This is a genomic window from Candidatus Nanopelagicales bacterium, from assembly GCA_018003655.1.
GTDB lineage: Bacteria > Actinomycetota > Actinomycetes > S36-B12 > UBA10799 > JAGNDY01.
Genome location: JAGNDY010000036.1, coordinates 1 through 20,729, shown reverse-complemented (window position 1 = coordinate 20,729; position 20,729 = coordinate 1). Strand labels below are relative to the sequence as shown.

Sequence of the window (20,729 nt, the reverse complement as noted above, 5' to 3'; positions counted from 1 at the left end):
GTAGTTCCATCTGCAAGATCTCGTGTCGCTTGCGCTCCCCGCCGGAGAAACCTTCGTTGACATTGCGGGAGGCAAAAGTCGGGTCGACCTGAAGCGAACCCATCGCCTCCTTCATCTCACCCATCCACACGCGCAACTTGGGAGCCTCGCCGCGGATCGCGGTAGCGGCCGTGCGCAGGAAGTTCGACACGGTCACGCCCGGAACCTCAACGGGATGCTGCATGGCCAGGAAGAGGCCCGCGCGAGCGCGTTCATCGACACTCATCGCCAGGACATCCGCCCCGTCCAGGGTGATGGAACCGCTGGTGACCTGGTACTTGGGGTGCCCTGCGATCGTGTAGGCCAGGGTCGATTTACCCGACCCGTTCGGTCCCATGATTGCGTGCGTCTGACCGGATGTGACGGTCAGATCGACGCCGCGAAGAATCTCACGGGGGCCTTCGTCACCGTCGACCGAGACGTGGAGGTCAACGACCTTCAGTTCTGCCATGTGTGTGCAACTCCTTTGTTGACTGCTACGAAAATGACTGCGTCGTCGCCGGTACCGTCGACGCGGGCGGAATAGATCGGAACGGGCTCAACCGCAGGGGGTCCGGTGGGTTCGCCCGTGCGAACGTCGAACCGGGAACCGTGCAGCCAGCACTCGATGAAGCAGCCTTGAACCTCGCCTTCGGACAAAGACACCTCAGCGTGGGAACAGACATCATCAATGGCGTAAACCTGCCCCTCGGTATGGACCAGGGCGACCTCGACGCCGTCGACTTCGACTCGCATCGCGCTTCCGTTGGGCAACTCCTTGAGCTTGGCAACCTCGTGGTACTGCGGCGTCATGAGCCCACCCCGGACCCAACACCTGCGATCTCGTCCTCGACTGCCCGCCACAGTCGGTCGCGCACCGCGCCAGTAGGAATGCGATCAATAACGTCGGCGAAGAAGCCGCGAACCACTAGGCGGCGCGCCTCCTGGGTCGGAATTCCCCGAGACTGCAGGTAGAACAACTGCTCGTCGTCGAAGCGCCCGGTGGCGCTGGCGTGCCCCGCACCGGAAACCTCGCCGGTCTCGATTTCGAGGTTGGGCACCGAGTCTGCTCGGGCACCTTCGGTAAGAACCAGGTTCCGGTTGATCTCGTAGGTGTCGGTGCCGACCGCCGCTGCGCGAATCAGCACGTCACCGATCCAGACGGTATGGGCATGTTCACCCTGTAGGGCTGACTTGTAGATGACATTGCTTCGGCAGTGCGCCGTGGCATGGTCGACGAATAGTCGGTGCTCAAGGTGCTGGCCAGCATCGGCAAACGAGGCACCGAGCAACTCCGCCGAGCCGCCAGTACCGTCGTAGTCGACCGTCGACACCAGCCGAATTACGTCGCCACCGAATGTGGCGACGACCTGGGTCAATTGCGCGTCCCGGCCGACTCGTGTGTGAATGCGGCCAAGGTGAACTGCATCGCGATCCCAATCCTGAATGGAAATCAGCGTCAGACGTGACCCGGATCCAAGTTCAACCTCGACGTTCTCGCCGTGAAATCCACTGCCGATGTGATCGATGACAACCGTGGCGGACGAATCGCGGCCAACCGTGACGCGGACCTTTTGGTACGACGTGGAGGTGCCTGTGATGGTCACCGTGATCGGGTCGGTGACCTCGGTTCGGCCTGGAATCGAGACATACGTCGTTTCCTCCGCTCCGGCCCACGCCAACGCGCTGGGCAGGTCGACCGGAATCAAAGCGGAACCAACCGGAGAAGCATCAGCGGCCCCGTCGGCGCCGATAAAGCTCTCCTGCGGCGAAGTGACATGCACGTCTGCGCCACCGGGTTCGGCGAGCGGCTCAAACAGTGCTTTGGCGCGTTTGATCGGCGTGAAACGCCACTCCTCTTCCCGCCCGGTCGGTCGGGTGAAGTCAGCGGGGTCGAAGGAGGTGACGTTCTCAGCCTTGTTCGTGGGAACGCTGATCACGATCTCTCGTTCGATCGGCTCGGTGGTGGTGGCAGAACCCATCAGCCGACGGCCCCTTCCATCTGTAGCTCGATGAGCCGGTTCAGTTCGAGTGCGTATTCCATCGGCAACTCGCGGGCGATCGGCTCCACGAAGCCGCGAACGATCATCGCCATGGCTTCTTCCTCAGTCATGCCGCGGGACATCAGATAGAACAATTGATCTTCCCCGACCTTGGAGACACTTGCTTCGTGGCCCATCGAAACGTCGTCCTCGCGAACGTCGACGTAGGGGTAGGTGTCTGACCGGCTGATGTCGTCCACCAGCAGGGCGTCACAACGAACGGTGCTCTTGGAGCCCTTGGAACCTTCCAGAACCTGAACCAGACCGCGATAGGACGTGCGACCGCCACCCCGGGCAACGGACTTGGAAACGATTGCCGATGACGTGTTCGGGGCCGCGTGCACCATCTTGGAGCCGGCATCCTGGTGCTGGCCCTCGCCGGCGAAGGCGATCGAGAGTGTCTCGCCCTTGGCGTGCTCCCCAGTCAGCCAGACTGCCGGATACTTCATGGTGACCTTGGAGCCGATGTTGCCGTCGACCCACTCCATCGTCGCGCCCGCTTGGGCGACCGCGCGCTTGGTGACGAGGTTGTAGACGTTGTTCGACCAGTTCTGGATGGTGGTGTACCGACAGCGACCACCGGGCTTGACGATGATCTCCACGACCGCACTGTGGAGTGAGTCGCTGCTGTAGATGGGTGCGGTGCATCCCTCGACGTAGTGGACGTAAGCGCCCTCATCCACGATGATCAAGGTGCGCTCAAACTGGCCCATGTTCTCGGTGTTGATGCGGAAGTAGGCCTGCAACGGGATATCAACGTGGACACCCTTGGGCACGTAGATGAATGAACCGCCGGACCACACCGCAGTGTTCAGCGCGGCGAACTTGTTATCACCCACTGGGATAACCGACGCAAAGTACTCCTTGAAGATGTCCTCGTGCTCGCGCAGGGCGGTGTCGGTGTCCTTGAAGATGACTCCCTGGGCTTCCAGATCCTCGCGGATGGCGTGATAGACGACCTCGGACTCGTACTGAGCCGCAACGCCAGCGACCAGGCGCTGCTTTTCTGCCTCGGGGATGCCCAAGCGGTCGTAGGTGGTCTTGATGTCCTCGGGCAGGTCCTCCCAGCTTGCGGCCTGCTTCTCAGTCGAGCGCACGAAGTACTTGATGTTGTCGAAGTCGATGCCGGACAGATCCGATCCCCATGTGGGCATGGGCTTGCGATCAAACAGGCGCAGCCCCTTCAGGCGGGTCTCCAACATCCACTCGGGCTCGTTCTTCTTGGCGCTGATGTCGCGAACGACGTCCTCGGACAGGCCGCGCCGCGCGCTGGCACCGATTGAATCGGTGTCGTGCCAGCCGAACTCGTAGGTGCCGATGCCATCCAAATCCGGATGGGTTGATGTCTCGGTCATGCCAGGGTCCTCTCAGGACGGACGTGCTCGGTCGCAGGGTTCAGTGGAACGTGGGTGGTGCAGACGCCGTCGCCGTGGCTCAGAGTCGCCAGTCGGGTCACGTGCGCGCCGATCAACTCGCTGAAGGCCTCTGTCTCGGCCTCGCACAGTTGTGGGAACTCCTCGGCCACGTGTGCGACCGGGCAGTGGTGCTGGCAAATTTGAACGCCCATGTCGCCACCGCGCTCGACGCTGGCGGCGAATCCGTCGACGCGTAGCTCTTGGGCCAGCAGTGCGGCGCGCTCCTCCAGGGTGTTTCCGGCACTCACGGACTCGCTGTAGCGGCGGCGCATGTCGGCTGCCCGGCCGCGCGCAAAATCCATCACCGCCTCAGCTGAGCCGTTCTCAGCGATGTGGCGGATGGCCGCTAGGGCCAGGTCGTCGTAGGCCTGATCGAATGCGTCTCGCCCGGCCGACGTCAAGGTGTAAACACGGGCCGGGCGGCCGCGGCCGCGGGGTTTGGTCGGACCGAATGGTGCCCGGTCGTTGGCCTGGGCGTAGCCGGCGGCGACGAGCCCGTCGAGGTGGCGCCGAACCGCGGTGCCAGTGAGGTTCAATTCGGTCGCCAGCGCGCTTGCGGTCGCGGGACCAGAATCCAACAACGTGCGAGCCACGCGGGCGGCTGCACCAGTCATTGGGGATTTCACAACACCAGTGTGTCCTATTTACTCCCGCTCGCCAAGAGCGGGCCTTGCCTGGTTGCTCACAAAGCACGTGCCCGGGCTGGGCTCGATCATGCGAATGCTCGAATCGCCGCCAGTGCCTGTTCGATTCGATCGTGCGGGGGGCCAACCACCTCGACCACGTCGAGGTCGTGCGCTCGGATGACCTCGACCAGTAGATCGTGCACCCGCTGGCGGTGTTCCGGGCCATCCCGTTGATCGCCATCTGGCTGCCAGGGGAAGGCGGGGTCACACAGGAATGTCAACCGATACCTCGACTGACCGACCAGTGCCTCCGTCAGCAGCGAATCGTCGTCGAAGTACGCGATGCTGTAGATGGCCGTCATGAGCGCACCGGGATCGGAGACGACCCATTCCTCACCTGCCGCGACCGCTGATCGCAGGCCGATCGATTCGGCCGCCATCTGCGCCCGCATGATTGCCCGCTGCTCAGCGTGAGTCGGCGTTCGGCCTTCCCGGTCCACAAACTCGCGCAGCGCCTCCGGCACGTATCGCGCCGGTAGTGCCTTGCCCAGCGCGCGCCCAAGTGTGGTTTTTCCGGAACACTCACCCCCGAGCAACCCGATCAACCCAGGTTCGGCGGCTGCCTCCGCAACTGGGTGGGTCATGCTCCGGTCGCAGAGGAAGCCATGGCTACATCCTCGGCTGAGGACTCGTTGCGCTCGAACCAAGCCCGCCAACCCCAGATCGCCATCAGCAGCAGCACGAAGTAGAACAACGCGGTGAACCAGAGCGACTGTTGGGCGTAGTGCACAACACCCACCACATTGACGATCACCCACATCGGCCACGCCTCGAGGTACCCCAAGACCATCAGGACCTGGGCGGCAAGGCTGCCGACGAATACGAAGGCATCCAACCAAGTGGCCACGCCGCCGATCAGCTGCAACAACGGCGCCAAGACCACCCAAGCGATGATGAGTGCCAGCGAGCCGATGACTCGCAAGCGCTTTGACAGCGTCTTCGACCGAGTGACGCCTGCCGCCCCCCAGTCGAACCAGCCCCAGATCGCGGCAACGATGAAGACCAACTGCAGGGCCGCGCTGGCGATCAGATCAACGTTGATGAATAGCAGCCCGTAGAGGACGCCGCTGAGAAAATAAAAGGGCCACGCCCAGCGGGTCCCTTTGATGGCGAGGCCTACGCCGATCAGCGCAACCACGACGGCTGTCGCTTCCAGGTAGGTGACTTGGTAGTCCCATGCAGTCAACAGAACGTTCATCGATTCCTCCCTACGCCGGCATTACCCGGACAGGTTCGACGGTCGGCGGTGTTGTTACCGCCCTCTCAGCCCGGATCTGCCCGAGCTCCCGTGTATGTCTGACCCTAGCCCCACCGGGGCATCGGCGGTAACCCGCGGGACTCCTACACTCAGACCGTGGGATTCGCGTTGGAAGTCAGCAATCTCGTCGTGCGCTACGGGCGCACGGTGGCCGTGAGCGATGCCTCCTTCGCCGCGCCAACTGGCGAGGTCACTGCCCTGATCGGGGCGAACGGTGCTGGCAAGACCACAACGGTAGAGACGTGTGAGGGTTACGTCCGGCCCAGTGGCGGATCGGTCCGAGTCCTCGGCCTCGATCCCACGAGTGACGCAACTGCCCTCAGACCACGGATGGGCGTCATGCTGCAGGACGGCGGGGTTCCGTCCGGGGCACGTAGCCTCGAGGTGCTCAGGCATATGTCGCGGCTCTACGCGAATCCGTTGGATCCGGTCACGCTAGCCAACCGCCTCGGCATCGCCGACGTCCGCGCCAACTACCGGCGCATGTCCGGGGGCGAGCAACAGCGCCTCAAGTTCGCAATCGCCCTGATCGGTCGACCGGAGATCGTTTTCCTCGACGAACCCACCGCTGGCCTCGATGCCACCGCCAAACGCGTCGTGTGGGAGCTCGTCGAGCAGTTGCGCCAGGCTGGCGTGACAGTCCTGTTGACCACCCACCTCATGGACGACGTCGAGCGTTTGGCGGACAACATCGTCGTGATGGATCGTGGATCGGTCGTTGCGACGGGCACACCTGCGGAGCTACTGCGTTCCCACCAGCAATCGCTGGTTTTCGATGCGGCTCCCGGCCTTGACCTTGCGGCCCTAGCGACCACCCTCGGTGGTGGCGTCGCCGTCAGCGAGACCAACCGCGGCACCTACCAGGTCAGTGGCGATGTGAGTCCGGATTCGCTGGCGATCGTGGCCGCCTGGTGCGCCGAACAGGGCTTCATGCCACGTGGGTTGACGACGGGGCAGCGCAGACTTGAGGATGTCGTCCTTGAGTTGACAAATTCAGGCGCCGAGGTGGACCGGTGACAACGGCAACGAACGCCCAGCTGGACCTCTCACCGGCACCCGCGGCTGCGAGCCGCCCGTCGATGATCTGGGCTCAGTCCCAGTTCGAGTTGCGACTGATGTTGCGCAACGGCGAACAGATTCTGCTGACGCTCATCATTCCCCTGTTCCTGCTTGTCGGACTCACGTCGGTCGGCTGGGTCGAGTTGGGCAGCGGAGCCCGCATCGACATCGTCACGCCTGGCATTTTCGCGTTGGCGATCATGTCAACCGCATTCACTGCACAGGCGATCTCCGTGGGATTCGATCGCAGATACGGAGTCCTCAAGCTCCTCGGATCCACCCCTCTGTCGCGCACGGGACTCGTGGCGTCCAAGACCCTGGCTGTCCTCGCTGTCGAGGTCATCCAGATTGCGCTGATCAGTTCGGTTGCATTTGTTCTTGGTTGGGATCCGCAGGGCAACCCAGCTGCGGCCGTGTTGCTCATGATCTTCGGAACAGCCGCCTTCAGCGCTCTGGGACTGGCACTGGCCGGCCTGCTCCGTGCCGAGGCGACGCTCGCTGTCGCCAACGGCATCTACCTCATTCTGCTGCTCGCCGGTGGCACGATCATCCCCCAGGAAAAGCTCCCGGGTTGGCTTGCGAGCGCCACGGAACTGCTCCCATCCGGCGCGCTCGGCAACGGGCTGCGCGACGTGTTGCTCAACGGTTCAACCATGCCGGTGGGACCACTGCTCGTGCTGGCTGCCTGGTTCCTGTTCGGGCTAATCGTGGCCGCGAGGACGTTCCGATGGGAGTGAGTTCCGTGGGTGGACGTGCCCCGCGCTGGTTGCGCGCAGTGTTCATCGCCAACCTGGTCGCCCAGACCGGCATCGTCGTGACCGGGGCCCTCGTTCGACTGACCGGCTCAGGCCTGGGATGCCCGACCTGGCCGCAGTGTGCGACTGGTTCGTATGTGCCGACCGCAACGCAAGCACAGGCCTGGCACAAGTACGTGGAGTTCGGCAACCGCACGCTGACGTTCATCCTCGCCATCTTGGCTATCGCCGCGATCGTCGGCGCGTTCACGTGGAGCCGCCGGTTGAAGGCCGCAAGTGGGCAAGGCAGAGGGGTGATCGTCGCACTTGCCGCCGTCCCGCTGCTGGGAACTTTCGCCCAGGCAATCCTCGGCGGGATCACGGTGCTAACCGGACTCAATCCGATCAGCGTGTCCAGCCACTTCCTCGTCTCGACGATCATCATCGCGCTGTGTGTCCTGCTGGTGGTCCGTTCCGCTGAGGTTGGCGATGAGCCTGTTCGCGTGTTGGTCAAACCGCCTATTCGGACGATGTCGCGGGCACTGGTCGGCGTTGCGCTGGTCGTGTTGACGCTCGGCACAATGGTGACCGGTTCCGGCCCCCACTCCGGCGATGCCGACGTAGATTCGCGGCTTCCCTTCGACCCCCGCAGTATCAGTTGGTTGCACGCGGACCTGGTGCTGCTATTCGTCGGCCTCACCGTCGCCATGATCCTGGCGTTGTCGGTCACCGACTCCCCCGCGCGCGCCCGCCGACGCTTCTGGCTGGTGCTGGGGGTGGCGCTGGCACAAGGTTTGATCGGCTACGTGCAGTACTTCACCGGGCTGCCGTGGTTGGTGGTCCTATTGCACGTCGCTGGAGCTTGCGTGCTCTGGATCTGCGTTGTCTTTGCCCACCTTGCCCTGCGCCTTCGCGGCCCGCTGCCCACGCCAGAGCAAGAAGGTCTCGGCGAACCCTTGGTCGTGAGCACCCAGTAGTTCCCACGCCCTGGTCAGCCCGATGGCGTAGAAGGCGAATGACCAGACGATGACATTGGCAACCGTGTCGTCATTGACCCCTTGTCGCCACAGGGCCACACCAGCAATCAACTGGCTGACGAGGAAGAAGGCCGTCGTCACTCGGCGAATCCACCAGCGCGCGCCGACTCCACCCTCCGACCGATGGAACCAGGATTGGATCGCGTAACCCGTGGTGGTCACGAGCCCAGCAACCGGCATGATCACGGCGACGTACTTGAGCGCATTACCCGGGAAGAGACCGGCCAGGGCGACAAACAGGGTGTTGCTGAGCACGATGTACGCCCCAGCGGCCGTCTCCTGAGCGAGCGCTGGTGCGTTCTTGGCCACGATCCGCTCCGGCGCAATCGCCGAGGCCACGAACAGCAGCCCCACGAGCGCACCACTAACCCCGGCTGACGCTACGAGGAAGTCATGAAAGTCATCTGGCACCACAGCCAGGCAGCGTAGCGACGATCAGCCGGTGAAGAACGGATCAATCGCTACGGCGAGGAAGAGCAACGACAGATAAGTGATCGACCAATGGAACAGCCGCATGGGCTTCGGGTCCTGGCCGCGCGTCTCTCGGCGCAGCAACGCGTGTGCCTCGTGCAGGAATAGCCCGCCAAGCAAAACCGCGCTGATGGAATACACCCAACCCATGGGCGCGACGGGGACAAGTGCGAGCGAGGCGCCGACCATCGCCCAGCTGTAGAGCACGATCTGGCGAGCGACCGACCGAGTATCCGCGACGACCGGCATCATCGGCACGCCAGCGGCCTCGTAGTCATCCTTGAACTTCAGCGACAGCGGCCAGTAGTGCGGTGGGGTCCACAGGAAGACGATGGCAAACAGCACGACTGGCGCCCAGCTCAACGAGTTGGTAACTGCCGACCAGCCGATGAGCACCGGGAAGCACCCAGCCGCACCTCCCCAGACGATGTTCTGCGGTGTCCGTCGCTTCAGGCCGAGCGTGTAGATGATGACGTAGAACGCAATCGCTCCCGAAGCCAAGACGGCCGAGAGCAGGTTCACGAAGGCAGCGAGCCACAGCACGGAGCCGAGGCTGAGCAGCAGGCCGAAGATCAACGCTGCCCGGGGGGTCACGTCGCCGCGAACCAGCGGGCGCGCGCCGGTTCGCTTCATCACAGCGTCAATGTCGCGATCGATGTAGGAATTCAGCGTATTGGCACCACCGGCTGCCAGGGAGCCGCCGATCAGAGTCGCGACGGTGACCCACAAACCGGGCAGGCCCCGCGCAGCCAAGAACATCGTTGGGATCGTCGTGGCCAGCAGCAACTCGATGATCCGCGGCTTGGTCAGTCCGATGTACGCCGCGATTCGTCCCCGTTTTGGGCTCTCCCCGGTGTCCACGGCACGGCCAGCTCCATGAGCATGGGACTTGGAGCCAACGGTTGACACGAGACCTCACTTGCGACCTAGCGGTTTCGGCACACTCTGACGAACGGTGAATCAAGAACAGCGGTCATTCCAGAACAACGGTGACATTCTGGCACCCACCACAGCCTAGTGGTCACTCGGGAACCAATGCCATGACTCTAACGGCATTGGGCAGAGGCGAGCAGTTCATTCACCGTTCATGCCCGCAATGCTCCGGGTGGCTGCTCCAACCGTGCGTTACCGACTAAAACCTCGATACGCTCGCCAAGCCGTGCGAACCCATGTGGAAGGACACCTTGTGAGCGAGTCGTTGGACTGGACCGAACTGGATTCCCGAGTAGTCGACACTGCTCGAGTTCTTGCTGCAGACGCTGTACATAAGACCGGTAACGGACACCCGGGCACGGCCATGAGCCTCGCCCCCGCGTCGACGTTGCTCTTCCAACGCGTCATGCGGCACGATCCCAGCGACCCGAACTGGATCGGGCGTGACCGCTTCGTGCTTTCGGCTGGCCACTCCAGCCTCACGCTCTACATCCAGCTGTTCTTTTCCGGATACGGATTGGAACTCAGCGATCTCGAGGCGTTCCGCACCGAAGGCAGCCTTACTCCCGGGCATCCCGAGTATGGACACACCACTGGTGTGGAAGTGACCACCGGTCCGCTTGGCCAGGGCATCTCCAACGCGGTGGGAATGGCGATGGATACCCGCTACGTGCGCGGCCTGCTCGACGCCGGTGCTTCGCCTGGTGAGAGTCCATTCGACCATCACATCTACGTCATCGCTGGCGATGGCTGTATGGAGGAAGGAATTTCCTCCGAGGCGTCATCCCTGGCCGGCACGCAGAAGCTCGGCAACCTCATCGTCCTGTACGACGACAACCACATCTCTATTGAGGGCAACACCGACGTGGCGTTCACCGAGGATGTCCTTAAGCGCTACGAGGCATACGGCTGGCAGACCCTGCACACCGACCTGTTGCCCAACGGCAGCATCGACCTTGAAGCCGTTAACGATGCTCTCGCCGAGGCCAAGGCCGACATCTACCGGCCCACGATCATCCGGATGCGCTCCATCATCGGCTGGCCGGCACCGAAACTCCAGAACACCGGCAAGGCGCACGGCGCGGATCTCGGGGCTGAGGAGGTCGGCGCCGTCAAGGAGATCTTGGGCTTCGACCCTGACAAGAGCTTCGAGGTCTCCGACGAGGTTCTGGCTCACGCGCGTGAGGTCGTCGGTCGAGGCAAGGAAGCCCACGAACAGTGGGATCTGCGGTACCGAGAGTGGCGTTCCAAGCACGCCGAGCGAGCCGCCCTGCTCGATCGGCTCCTTGCCGGCAAGCTGCCTGCGGACTTCGACGCTGCGGTACCGGTGTTTGAGACGGGTAAGAGCGTGGCCACCCGGGTGGCTTCGGGCAAGGTCATCAATGCACTGGCCGCGGTGCTGCCCGAGTACTGGGGCGGCAGTGCCGACCTGGCGGGCTCCAACAACACGAGCATCGAGGGCGGCATGTCCTTCGAGCCGGAAGGCAGTCCCGTACCCGACTCCTCACCGTACGGGCGAATCATTCACTTCGGTGTGCGCGAACACGGCATGGGTGCTGTGCTCAACGGCATTGCAGTCGGTGGGCTGTCCAAGATCTATGGCGGCACCTTCTTCACCTTTGCCGACTACATGCGCGGAGCAGTTCGTGTCGGCTCATTGATGAACATCCCGGTGACCTACGTGTGGACCCACGACTCGGTCGGTCTTGGCGAAGATGGGCCGACGCATCAACCGGTCGAGCACCTGACTGCCTACCGGGCGATTCCCAACCTCCACATCGTCCGTCCAGCCGACGCGAACGAGACCGCCATCGCCTGGAAGACGATCATCGAGAACCGCCGCCCCGCCGGACTGGTACTCAGCCGCCAGGGTCTACCCACGTATGACCAGAACCCCGACGTCGCTCGCGGCGCCTACGTGCGGGTGGAGGCGTCCAACGGCGAGCCCAAGGTGCTGATCCTCGCGACCGGTTCGGAGGTTCAACTTGGGATCGGCGCAGCGGCCGAACTTGAGTCTCAGGGTATTCCCACCCGGGTGGTATCGATGCCTTGCTTCGAGTGGTTCGACGAACAGGACGAGGCGTACCGGGAATCAATCATCCCCTCGGCGGTAAGAGCTCGCGTCTCCGTCGAGGCAGGGCTCGCAACCCCCTGGTATCGGCTTATCGGCGATGCCGGTCGGGCTGTCAGTTTGGAGCACTACGGTGCCTCCGCCGACGGTGCATTATTGATGAAGGAGTTCGGCTTCACGGTCGACAATGTCGTCAAGGCCGCCAAGGAGTCGCTGCAGGCCACCGAGTAATTCCATCCCCACAACCGAACACCCACCTACCGAACCGCTCACCGTCCAGTCGACTACCTCGAGCAAATCAACCAACTCGAGCCGATCATTCATCCACGAAGGGCACATCACATGACGGACAACCTCAAGGCTCTCTCCGACGTCGGAGTCTCCATTTGGCTCGACGACCTGAGTCGAACCCGCCTCACGTCCGGCAGCCTCGCCCAAATGCTGGTGACGGACTCAGTCGTCGGGGTCACCACCAACCCATCGATCTTCGACAACGCCATTACCGGCGGATCCGATGAGTACGACCAGCAGATTGCCGACGCAAAGGCTCGCAACCTCAGTGTCGATGAGGCAATTCGGACCATGACGACCTTCGATGTGCGCTGGGCGTGCGATGTGTTGCGAGGCGCCTACGACGCCTCCAACGGCTACGACGGCCGCGTGTCCATCGAGGTGGACCCGCGCATGGCGCGTGCAACCGAGGCCACGATCGCCGAGGCACAGGCACTGCACTGGACCGTCGACCGCGAGAACGTCCTGATCAAGATTCCCGCCACGGTTGAGGGCCTTCCCGCAATCACCAAAACCATTGCGGCAGGGATCAGCGTCAATGTGACGTTGATCTTCTCTGTCGCGCGGTACCTCGAAGTGATGGACGCGTGGATGGCAGGTCTGGAGGCTGCGAAGGCCGCCGGAAAGGATCTGTCAAAGATCCATTCGGTGGCTTCGTTCTTCGTCAGCCGCGTCGATTCCACCATCGACAAGGCGTTGGAGAAGATCGGCACCCCAGAGGCTGAGGCCCTCAAGGGCGATGCCGGGATCGCGAACGCGCGCCTCGCCTGGGCGGCGTACGAGCAGATGCGTGCCACCGATCGGTGGCAGGCGCTCGCGGCCGCAGGTGCCGTCCTGCAACGTCCGCTGTGGGCCTCCACCGGCGTCAAGGATCCCGCCTACGCCGACGATCGCTACGTCGTTGACCTGGCTGGGCCAGGCTGCGTCAATACCATGCCGGAAGCCACGCTCAACGCGGTGAAGGACCACGGCAACGTTCACGGCGATTCCCTCGATGGCACGGCGACGAGTGCCCAGCAGACGTTCGACGATCTCGCCGCCGTCGGTGTTGACCTGCCCGCTGTGTTCGATGAGTTGGAGACTGAGGGCGTCGACAAGTTCGTGCAGGCCTGGGAAGCCCTCATCGAGAACGTCGCTCAGGCTCTAAAATAGCCACCTGTCGGTTGCGGTAGCGGAGGGAGTTGGCGTGGTGGCACCACCTACGACCAACCCCCTGCGCGACCCGGCTGATCGGCGACTCCCCCGGGTGGCTGGCCCGTGCTCGATCGTGCTCTTCGGCGTCACCGGAGACTTGGCCCGCAAGAAGCTGCTGCCCGCGATCTACGACTTAGCCAACCGCGGGCTGCTGCCGCCCGGATTTGCCCTGGTGGGCTTCGCTCGCCGCGACTGGCGCGATCAAGACTTCGCCGCCATCGCCAAGGACGCGGTCCGCGAATACGCTCGGACGCCGTTTCGCGACGACTTGTGGAACCAGCTCGCCGAGGGCTTCCGGTTTGTCGCCGGTGAGTTCAGCGATTCGGATGCATACCAGAGGCTGACTGACGTGCTGGCCGAACTCGACCGCGAGAGGGGAACCAACGGCAACCATGCGTTCTACCTCTCGATTCCGCCGACCTTCTTCCCGGTTGTGGTCGAGCAGTTGCGCAACTGCGGACTATCCACCAGCGAGCCAGGTGCCTGGCGGCGAGTGATCGTCGAAAAACCGTTCGGACATGACCTGGCCAGCGCGCAGGAGCTCAATCAGGTCGTGGCCGAGGTGTTCCCCGCACAATCGGTCTTTCGCATCGACCACTACCTGGGCAAGGAAACGGTTCAAAACCTGCTGGCCTTGCGGTTCGCCAATGCCATGTTCGAGCCGATCTGGAACAGCCACTTCGTTGACCATGTCCAGATCACCATGGCTGAGGACATTGGCATAGGCAGCCGGGCCGGCTACTACGACGGCATCGGCGCGGCCCGTGATGTTATCCAGAACCATCTGCTGCAGTTGCTCGCGTTGACCGCCATGGAGGAGCCGGTCTCTTTCGAGGCGGACAACATCCGCATTGAAAAGGAGAAGGTGCTCTCCGCGGTAGTCCTTCCAGAGCGACTCGACCTGGCCACTGTTCGCGGGCAGTACACCGCCGGCTGGCAGGGTGGCGAACTCGTGCCGGGCTACCTGGAAGAAGACGGCATCCCGGCCAAGTCCAAGACCGACACCTACGCCGCGATCCGGCTGGAGATTGACACCCGGCGCTGGGCTGGCGTGCCGTTCTATCTGCGGACGGGCAAACGACTGGGACGACGAGTCACCGAGATCGCCGTGGTGTTCAAGCGAGCGCCCCACTTGCCCTTCACCACTACTGACACCGAGGAACTCGGTGCGAACGCACTGGTCATCCGCGTGCAACCGGACGAGGGAATCACGCTGAAATTCGGTTCAAAGGTTCCAGGCACCCAGATGGAAGTCCGAGACGTGACGATGGACTTTGCCTATGGCGAGTCCTTCACTGTCAGCAGCCCCGAGGCCTACGAACGACTGATCTTGGACGTGCTGCTCGGCGATCCCCCACTGTTCCCGCGTCACCGGGAAGTGGAGATGGCGTGGCGAATTCTCGACCCGATCCTGGACTACTGGGCGTCGCACGGAAGACCGGATGAATACGCGGCCGGAACCTGGGGCCCAACGGCCGCAGACCAAATGCTTGGCCGCGATGGCCGCGTGTGGCGGCGGCCATGACCATCCGGTTGGAGGACACCACCGCGAGCGCCATCAACGACGTCATCGCCCGTGAACGCCACCACATCGGCGCCGCCACGGGTATGGCGTTGACGTTGTTGATCGTCACCGACGAGGAGCACCAGTCGGAAGCGGCCCGCGCCGCAACATACTCGGCCAACCAGCACCCCTGCCGAATCCTGATCGTCATCGCGCGCCCGGCTCGGGGCAAGCCGCGGTTGGATGCCGATATTCACGTGGGCGACGGAGAGGGCCCGGGCGAGATGATCCGGCTACGCCTGATCGGCCCGCTAGCCCACCAAGAGGCATCGGTAGTGGTGCCGCTGCTGCTACCGGATACTCCGATCGTGGCCTGGTGGCCGGGGCGAGCACCAACTGATCCGGCGGCTGACCCAGTCGGCCAGTTGGCAGCACGCAGGATCACTGACGCAGCTTCCTCGCGTACTCCGTTGGCAGCCTTGGTCGACCGAGCGCAGGTCTATCAACCGGGTGACACGGATATGGCCTGGACCAGGACCACCGCCTGGCGTTCACTCCTGGCGACCGCACTCGACGAGCCTTTCCCCACGATCACCGGTGCCGAGGTGTTCGCCCGCAAGGCCAATCCCAGCGCGATGCTCCTGGCAAGCTGGATCTCGGCGCGACTCGGTGTTCCCGCCGCGGTGACGGCGCACCGCGCCGAGGGAATCAGCGAGGTTCGCCTGCACACCGTCGACGGTGACATCGGGGTCGCTCGACCGGATGGGCACCTGGCAAAGGTGTATCGCCCCGAGTTCACGAGCCGTGGTATCCCGATGCCGCGACGCGAGTTGCGCGATCTGCTGTCCGAGGAATTGCGACGACTCGACTCCGACGAGATCTATGCCCAGGCCCTCGCGTATTTGGGCGAGCACCAGGATGCACTCAGTGGTGGGCCCAGCAAAGCGAAGGGTCGCTCACCGAAGCCAGCAAAACCAGCGAAACCAACGAAGCGCAGCAAACGCACAACCAAATCCTGAAATGCGACCAGCGGAACGAGGAGTTGCAGCATGACCAGCAAGCAGGAATTGATCATCTACCCCGACCACGATACGTTGTCGGCTGCGAATGGGGCGCGGATCATCACCGCCGTCAAAGACGCGCAAGCTGCCCGCGGGGTCGCGCACATCTGCCTGACGGGTGGAAGAGGCGGCACGTCGGCGCTAGCAGCCGTCTGGGACTCCCCCGCGGTTGGAGCAGTCGATTGGTCCCGCGTCGATTTTTGGTGGTCCGACGAACGCTTCCTGCCCGCGGGCGACCCCGAACGCAATGAGACAGGTGCGCGCGAGGTTCTGCTGGACAAGATCAACGCTGACCCCGACCGCATTCATCCGATGCCCCGACTCGACGGACGAATCGGCGACGATGTCGACGCCGCAGCCGCCAGCTACGCCGAGGAACTGATCCGGGCTGCGGGCGGCAGCACGATGCTGTTCGACGTCACCATGCTCGGCATTGGCGAGGATGCACACGTTGCCAGCCTGTTCCCCGGCCGGGATGAGCAGTTCTCCGACCTGGCAGTGCTGTCGGTACGCAACTCCCCCAAGCCACCACCGACACGAACGACGTTCAACATGGCGACCATCAACAACAGCCGGCAGGTCTGGCTTATCGCATCAGGTGCTGGCAAAGCCGATGCGATCAAGTTGGCCCTGAGCGGTCTGCCCGCCAAGGATGCACCAGCGGGTGCCGCGCGCGGCATTGACCGTTCGCTGGTGCTGGCAGATCAGGATGCTACTGCGCTGGTGGTCTGATTCGTTCGCGTTAGGCCGTTGCGGAGACCTGTGCTCAAATGCTGGCGTCGCGGTGGCGCTGGAGTGCTTCTTCCAAGATGTCGCCGCCGTCGTGATCTGAGCGGCGCTCCTTGACGTAGGCCAAGTGAGTCTTATACGGCTCATTCTTGGGTGGCGCTGGCGGGTTGTCTTTGTCCTGCCCGGCCGGCCACCCACAACGTGGGCAGTCCCATTCAGCCGGGGCTTCAACGTCCACAGCGAAAGTCGGCTTCGACTCGTGGCCGTTCGCACACCAGAACGACACAAAGAGCCGGGGTGCCGGCTCACCACGCTCGGCTTCACCCATCGGTCCGGCGCCTACCCGACTACCTCTGATTGCACTGCCACCAGCCATGAGTTCTCCCCTAGATGTTCTTGACGATGAGTCCGAGCCCGATGATGCAGGCAGCCCAAACCAATGCGATTGCGACCGTGATCCGGTCGAGGTTGCGTTCGGCGACACTCGATCCGCCGACTGAGGAGGTCACGCCCCCGCCGAAAAGATCCGACAGGCCGCCGCCCTTTCCTTTGTGAAGCAGCACGAGAACGATCAGCATCAGACTGGTGATCACCAAGATGATCTCAAGCGCGATGGCCATCGCTACTCCTTGCGTTTACGTCGGAACCAGATGTGGCTCGCGGGTTAGTTGCCAAGGGTTCAGCTCGCCTCCAGCAAACGGAACCGGACGAGCGCAACAAACTCGTCGGGGTCAATGCTAGCCCCACCGACCAAACCACCATCAACATCGGGCATCGCCATTAGTCCAGCCACATTCGATGCCTTCACAGAACCGCCGTATAGCACCCGGCAAGCATCGGCCAGATCCTGGCCGTAGAGCTCGCCGAACCGGGCACGGATCGCACCGCAAACTTCCTGCGCGTCTTGCGGCGTGGCAACTTCACCAGTTCCGATAGCCCACACAGGCTCATAGGCGATGACGATCGAGGCCGCCTGCTCTGGACTCAATCCAGCCAGCCCGGCTTCGAGTTGACCGAGTGTGTAGGCGACCTGGCCACCCTCCTTACGGATCTCCAGTCCCTCACCAATGCACATGATTGGGGTGAGCCCGGATCGGAACGCCGCATGGACTTTGGAGTTCACGATGCCATCGTGTTCGCCGTGGTAGAGGCGTCTCTCGCTGTGACCGACGATGACGTAGGTGCAACCCAGCTTCGCCAACATTGCGCCCGAGACTTCACCTGTAAAAGCTCCGGCGTCGTGGGCCGAGACGTCTTGGGCACCATATTTGATCTTGAGCTTGTCGCCGTCGATAAGGGTCTGTACAGAGCGAATATCAGTGTACGGCGGGACAACAACCACCTCGCAGGAGTTGTAGTCGTCATCTTTGAGCGCGAACGCAAGCTTCTGCACCAACGCGATCGCCTCGAAATGGTTCAGGTTCATCTTCCAGTTGCCTGCCATCATTGGCAGACGCGACGAGTCAGTCATCAGTCAGTTCCCCTCCAGGGCCTTCAGCCCCGGAAGCGTACGCCCTTCGAGGAACTCAAGGCTTGCTCCGCCACCCGTGGAGACGTGGCTGATTGAACTCTCATTGATTCCAAGCAGGCGAATAGCGGCTGCCGAATCGCCACCACCGACCACCGACATGCCATCGACCTGAGTGAGTGCTTGCGCTACGGCGCGGGTGCCATTAGCGAAGGGCGCCATCTCAAACACGCCCATCGGACCATTCCAAACCACAGTGTGCGAGGACCGAACCAACTGCGCGAACGCAGCGGAAGTCTCGGGGCCAATGTCCAGACCCATCCACCCCTGCGGCACACCCTGCTCGACCGTCACGACTTCGGTGGCTGCGTCGGCCGCGAACTTGTCGGCGATAACCAAGTCCGTGGGAAGGACCAATTCCACGCCCCGTGCCAGTGCCTGCTCGCGCAGTCCGCGGACAGTTTCCAACTGGTCTAGTTCGACCAGTGACGCGCCCACGTCGTGCCCTGCGGCAGCGAGGAAGGTGAAGCACATTCCACCGCCGATGAGTAGGCGGTCCACCTGGGTCAGCAGGTTCGAGATCACGCCGAGTTTGTCCGAGACTTTGCTGCCACCGAGAACCACGGTGTAGGGACGTTGTGGGTCGTTGAGCAAACCGTGAAAGACCTCGGCCTCTCGAGCCACCAACAGACCAGCGGCGTGCGGTAACAATTGCGCCAACTCCGTCACACTGGCCTGTTCCCGATGCACGACACCAAACCCATCGGAGACGAAGCAGTCGCCGAGCGCTGCCCATTGACTAGCCAAGTTGGTCCGCTCACCAACATCCTTGCTAGTTTCTCGCGCATCGAAACGCACATTCTCCAGCAGGGCAACCTCGCCGGGCGCCAGCCCTTCCACGACGCTCTTAGCGGACGGGCCGCAGACGTCGTCGGCCATCGCAACCGGAACCGGCAGCAACTCAGACAAACGTGCTGCTACCGGCCGCAGCGATAGCGCCTCGTCGTACTCCCCTTTGGGCCGGCCAAGGTGAGCAAGCACGATGACCCGGGCGCCTTGGCTGGTCAACGCCTCGATGGTCGGCAGGCTTGCGCGGATTCGACCGTCGTCGGTGATGACGCGGTTACCATCGGCGTCAGTGTCCAACGGAACATTCAGATCCGCTCGAAGCAGCACCGTCCTGCCGGCAACCGGCAGGTCTGCTAGCCCAACAAGTGGGCTCACAGGCGATCGCCGACGTACACCACCAGGTCAATGAGGCGGTTGGAGTAGCCCCACTCGTTGTCGTACCAGCCGAGCACCTTGACCATGTTCCCGTTCACCTTGGTCAGCGATGCGTCGAAGATGCAGGAGGCCGGGTCGGTCACGATGTCGGCCGACACGATGGGCGCCTCGGTGTACTCCAGGATGCCCTTCATGGGACCTTCAGCGGCGGCCTTGATTGCGGCATTGACCTCGTCGGCCGTCGCCGCAGTGGCGACCTCAACCGTCAGGTCAGTGGCAGAACCCGTAGGTACGGGTACCCGCATGGCGTAGCCGTCGAGCTTGCCCTTCAGATCCGGGATGACGACGCCGATTGCCTTTGCCGCACCAGTCGAAGCGGGAATGATGCTCAACGCGGCCGCGCGTGCCCGACGCAGATCCTTGTGTGGACCGTCGTGCAGGTTCTGGTCGCCGGTGTACGCGTGGATCGTGGTCATGAGGCCACGCTCAATGCCGAAGGTGTCGTTGATGACCTTGGCCATGGGCGCAAGGCAGTTGGTGGTGCAGGACGCGTTGGAGATCACGTTATCCGTGGCTGGGTCGTACTCACCCTCGTTGACGCCCAGGACGATGGTGATGTCGTCGCCGCTGGCAGGGGCGGAAACGATGACCTTCTTTACGCTGCCGCCGAGGTGCTGCTTGGCGGCCTCGGCTTTGGTGAAGAAGCCGGTTGACTCGATGACGATGTCGACACCGAGGTCATTCCACGGCAGGTCGCCCGGGTTGCGCTCGGCGTAGACCTTGAGCTCTTTTCCGTCGACGACGATCACGCCGTCTGTGGATGAGACCTCTCCCGGCAGCCGACCCAGAATGCTGTCGTACTTGAGCAGATGAGCCAGTGTGGCGGTGTCGGTGAGGTCGTTAACCGCGACGACCTCGATATCGGCGCCGGAAGTCTGCACAGCGCGAAAAAAGTTGCGGCCGATTCGGCCGAATCCGTTGATTCCTACCTTGACTGTCACGTGATCGCTCCCTAGTTGTGGTCCCGATCCGACCCTACCGGGCGAGGCGATCTAGCTGGCTCAGGGGGCGAGCATGTCCGGAGTCAGCGCTGCCTCGGTATCCGGTACGCCCAGATCCTTTGCGCGTTTGTCCGCCATTGCGAGCAAACGACGAATTCGACCGGCTATTGCGTCCTTCGTCATCGGTGGATCTGCCAAGGCACCGAGTTCCTCCAGGCTGGCCTGCTTATGGGTGACTCGCAGTTGGCCGGCTTCGCTCAAATGCTCAGGGACGTCGTCTCCCAGGATCGCCAACGCCCGCTCCACCCGTGCACCGGCCGCGACCGCAGCGCGTGCCGACCGGCGCAGGTTGGCATCGTCAAAGTTGGCGAGTCTGTGCGCGGTCGCGCGCACTTCCCGGCGCATTCGACGCTCTTCCCACGCCATCACGGATTCGTGCGCGCCGAGGCGAGTGAGCAAGGCACTGATCGCGTCCCCGTCGCGGATGACGACGCGATCGACTCCGCGAACCTCGCGCGACTTCGACGCGATGC

Annotated in this window: 22 protein-coding genes and 1 riboswitch; of the genes, 8 read left to right on the top strand and 14 right to left on the bottom strand. The window is 63.1% G+C overall.

Annotated elements, in window-relative coordinates; translation table 11 throughout:
- The 7 genes from KAZ48_06715 to KAZ48_06685 all read right to left on the bottom strand — a co-directional run.
- A partial coding sequence (locus tag KAZ48_06715) for an ABC transporter ATP-binding protein (protein MBP7972475.1) occupies positions 1–490 on the bottom strand: 490 nt, incomplete at its 3' end.
- A complete protein-coding gene (locus tag KAZ48_06710) occupies positions 478–831 on the bottom strand; it encodes a non-heme iron oxygenase ferredoxin subunit (GenBank protein MBP7972474.1) in 354 nt (117 codons plus the stop codon). The genes KAZ48_06710 and KAZ48_06715, both read right to left, overlap by 13 nt.
- On the bottom strand, positions 828–2,000 hold the full coding sequence (gene sufD / locus KAZ48_06705) for a Fe-S cluster assembly protein SufD (protein ID MBP7972473.1): 1,173 nt from the start codon (positions 1,998–2,000) through the stop codon (positions 828–830). Before sufD ends, KAZ48_06710 begins: the two co-directional genes overlap by 4 nt.
- Entirely contained in the window at positions 2,000–3,415 is a 1,416-nt protein-coding gene (sufB, locus tag KAZ48_06700; GenBank protein ID MBP7972472.1) for a Fe-S cluster assembly protein SufB, read from the bottom strand. Before sufB ends, sufD begins: the two co-directional genes overlap by 1 nt.
- Positions 3,412–4,101 carry a transcriptional regulator gene (locus KAZ48_06695; GenBank protein MBP7972471.1) on the bottom strand — a complete coding sequence of 230 codons (690 nt, stop codon included), beginning with the start codon at positions 4,099–4,101 and terminating at the stop codon, positions 3,412–3,414. Before KAZ48_06695 ends, sufB begins: the two co-directional genes overlap by 4 nt.
- 86 nt (positions 4,102–4,187) lie before the next feature.
- Positions 4,188–4,745 carry an ATP-binding protein gene (locus KAZ48_06690; GenBank protein ID MBP7972470.1) on the bottom strand — a complete coding sequence of 186 codons (558 nt, stop codon included), beginning with the start codon at positions 4,743–4,745 and terminating at the stop codon, positions 4,188–4,190.
- Complete coding sequence (locus tag KAZ48_06685) at positions 4,742–5,359, bottom strand: nicotinamide mononucleotide transporter (GenBank protein MBP7972469.1); 618 nt, start codon at positions 5,357–5,359, stop codon at positions 4,742–4,744. The genes KAZ48_06690 and KAZ48_06685 overlap by 4 nt, the downstream gene beginning before the upstream one ends.
- Positions 5,349–5,461, bottom strand: a riboswitch (TPP riboswitch). It overlaps the preceding gene by 11 nt.
- A gap of 54 nt (positions 5,462–5,515) precedes the next feature.
- Here KAZ48_06685 and KAZ48_06680 point away from each other — a divergent pair.
- From KAZ48_06680 to KAZ48_06670, 3 genes are all read left to right on the top strand, one after another.
- Positions 5,516–6,436 carry an ABC transporter ATP-binding protein gene (locus KAZ48_06680; GenBank protein MBP7972468.1) on the top strand — a complete coding sequence of 307 codons (921 nt, stop codon included), beginning with the start codon at positions 5,516–5,518 and terminating at the stop codon, positions 6,434–6,436.
- A gap of 62 nt (positions 6,437–6,498) precedes the next feature.
- Entirely contained in the window at positions 6,499–7,215 is a 717-nt protein-coding gene (locus tag KAZ48_06675) for an ABC transporter permease (protein MBP7972467.1), read from the top strand.
- Positions 7,206–8,189, top strand: a complete 984-nt coding sequence (locus tag KAZ48_06670) for a heme A synthase (GenBank protein MBP7972466.1) — start codon at positions 7,206–7,208, stop codon at positions 8,187–8,189. Before KAZ48_06675 ends, KAZ48_06670 begins: the two co-directional genes overlap by 10 nt.
- Positions 8,190–8,684: 495 nt before the next feature.
- Here the strand turns inward: KAZ48_06670 and KAZ48_06665 are convergent, their stop codons facing one another.
- Positions 8,685–9,581: a heme o synthase gene (locus tag KAZ48_06665; protein MBP7972465.1), complete on the bottom strand. Its 897-nt coding sequence runs from the start codon at positions 9,579–9,581 to the stop codon at positions 8,685–8,687.
- A gap of 235 nt (positions 9,582–9,816) precedes the next feature.
- Between KAZ48_06665 and KAZ48_06660 the strand changes: the two genes are divergently transcribed.
- From KAZ48_06660 to pgl, 5 genes are all read left to right on the top strand, one after another.
- A complete protein-coding gene (locus KAZ48_06660) occupies positions 9,817–11,955 on the top strand; it encodes a transketolase (GenBank protein ID MBP7972464.1) in 2,139 nt (712 codons plus the stop codon).
- Positions 11,956–12,066: 111 nt separating this feature from the next.
- Positions 12,067–13,167 carry a transaldolase gene (gene tal / locus KAZ48_06655; protein MBP7972463.1) on the top strand — a complete coding sequence of 367 codons (1,101 nt, stop codon included), beginning with the start codon at positions 12,067–12,069 and terminating at the stop codon, positions 13,165–13,167.
- 4 nt (positions 13,168–13,171) lie between these two features.
- Positions 13,172–14,734, top strand: a complete 1,563-nt coding sequence (locus KAZ48_06650) for a glucose-6-phosphate dehydrogenase (protein MBP7972462.1) — start codon at positions 13,172–13,174, stop codon at positions 14,732–14,734.
- Positions 14,731–15,732, top strand: coding sequence for a glucose-6-phosphate dehydrogenase assembly protein OpcA (locus KAZ48_06645; GenBank protein ID MBP7972461.1), 1,002 nt, complete (start codon positions 14,731–14,733; stop codon positions 15,730–15,732). The genes KAZ48_06650 and KAZ48_06645 overlap by 4 nt, the downstream gene beginning before the upstream one ends.
- A gap of 30 nt (positions 15,733–15,762) precedes the next feature.
- Positions 15,763–16,506 carry a 6-phosphogluconolactonase gene (gene pgl, locus KAZ48_06640; GenBank protein ID MBP7972460.1) on the top strand — a complete coding sequence of 248 codons (744 nt, stop codon included), beginning with the start codon at positions 15,763–15,765 and terminating at the stop codon, positions 16,504–16,506.
- A gap of 34 nt (positions 16,507–16,540) precedes the next feature.
- Here pgl and KAZ48_06635 read toward each other — a convergent pair whose 3' ends face one another.
- The 6 genes from KAZ48_06635 to whiA form a co-directional block, all read right to left on the bottom strand.
- Entirely contained in the window at positions 16,541–16,879 is a 339-nt protein-coding gene (locus tag KAZ48_06635; protein ID MBP7972459.1) for an RNA polymerase-binding protein RbpA, read from the bottom strand.
- Positions 16,880–16,889: 10 nt separating this feature from the next.
- Positions 16,890–17,123 (bottom strand): preprotein translocase subunit SecG, encoded by a 234-nt coding sequence (secG, locus tag KAZ48_06630; protein MBP7972458.1) that lies wholly within the window; start codon positions 17,121–17,123, stop codon positions 16,890–16,892.
- Between the two features lie 59 nt (positions 17,124–17,182).
- Positions 17,183–17,974, bottom strand: a complete 792-nt coding sequence (locus KAZ48_06625; protein ID MBP7972457.1) for a triose-phosphate isomerase — start codon at positions 17,972–17,974, stop codon at positions 17,183–17,185.
- Positions 17,975–17,977: 3 nt separating this feature from the next.
- Positions 17,978–19,195, bottom strand: a complete 1,218-nt coding sequence (locus KAZ48_06620) for a phosphoglycerate kinase (protein ID MBP7972456.1) — start codon at positions 19,193–19,195, stop codon at positions 17,978–17,980.
- Positions 19,192–20,196 carry a type I glyceraldehyde-3-phosphate dehydrogenase gene (gene gap, locus KAZ48_06615; protein ID MBP7972455.1) on the bottom strand — a complete coding sequence of 335 codons (1,005 nt, stop codon included), beginning with the start codon at positions 20,194–20,196 and terminating at the stop codon, positions 19,192–19,194. Before gap ends, KAZ48_06620 begins: the two co-directional genes overlap by 4 nt.
- Positions 20,197–20,256: 60 nt before the next feature.
- Positions 20,257–20,729, bottom strand: a 473-nt coding sequence (whiA, locus tag KAZ48_06610; protein ID MBP7972454.1) for a DNA-binding protein WhiA, incomplete at its 5' end; no start/stop codon positions are given.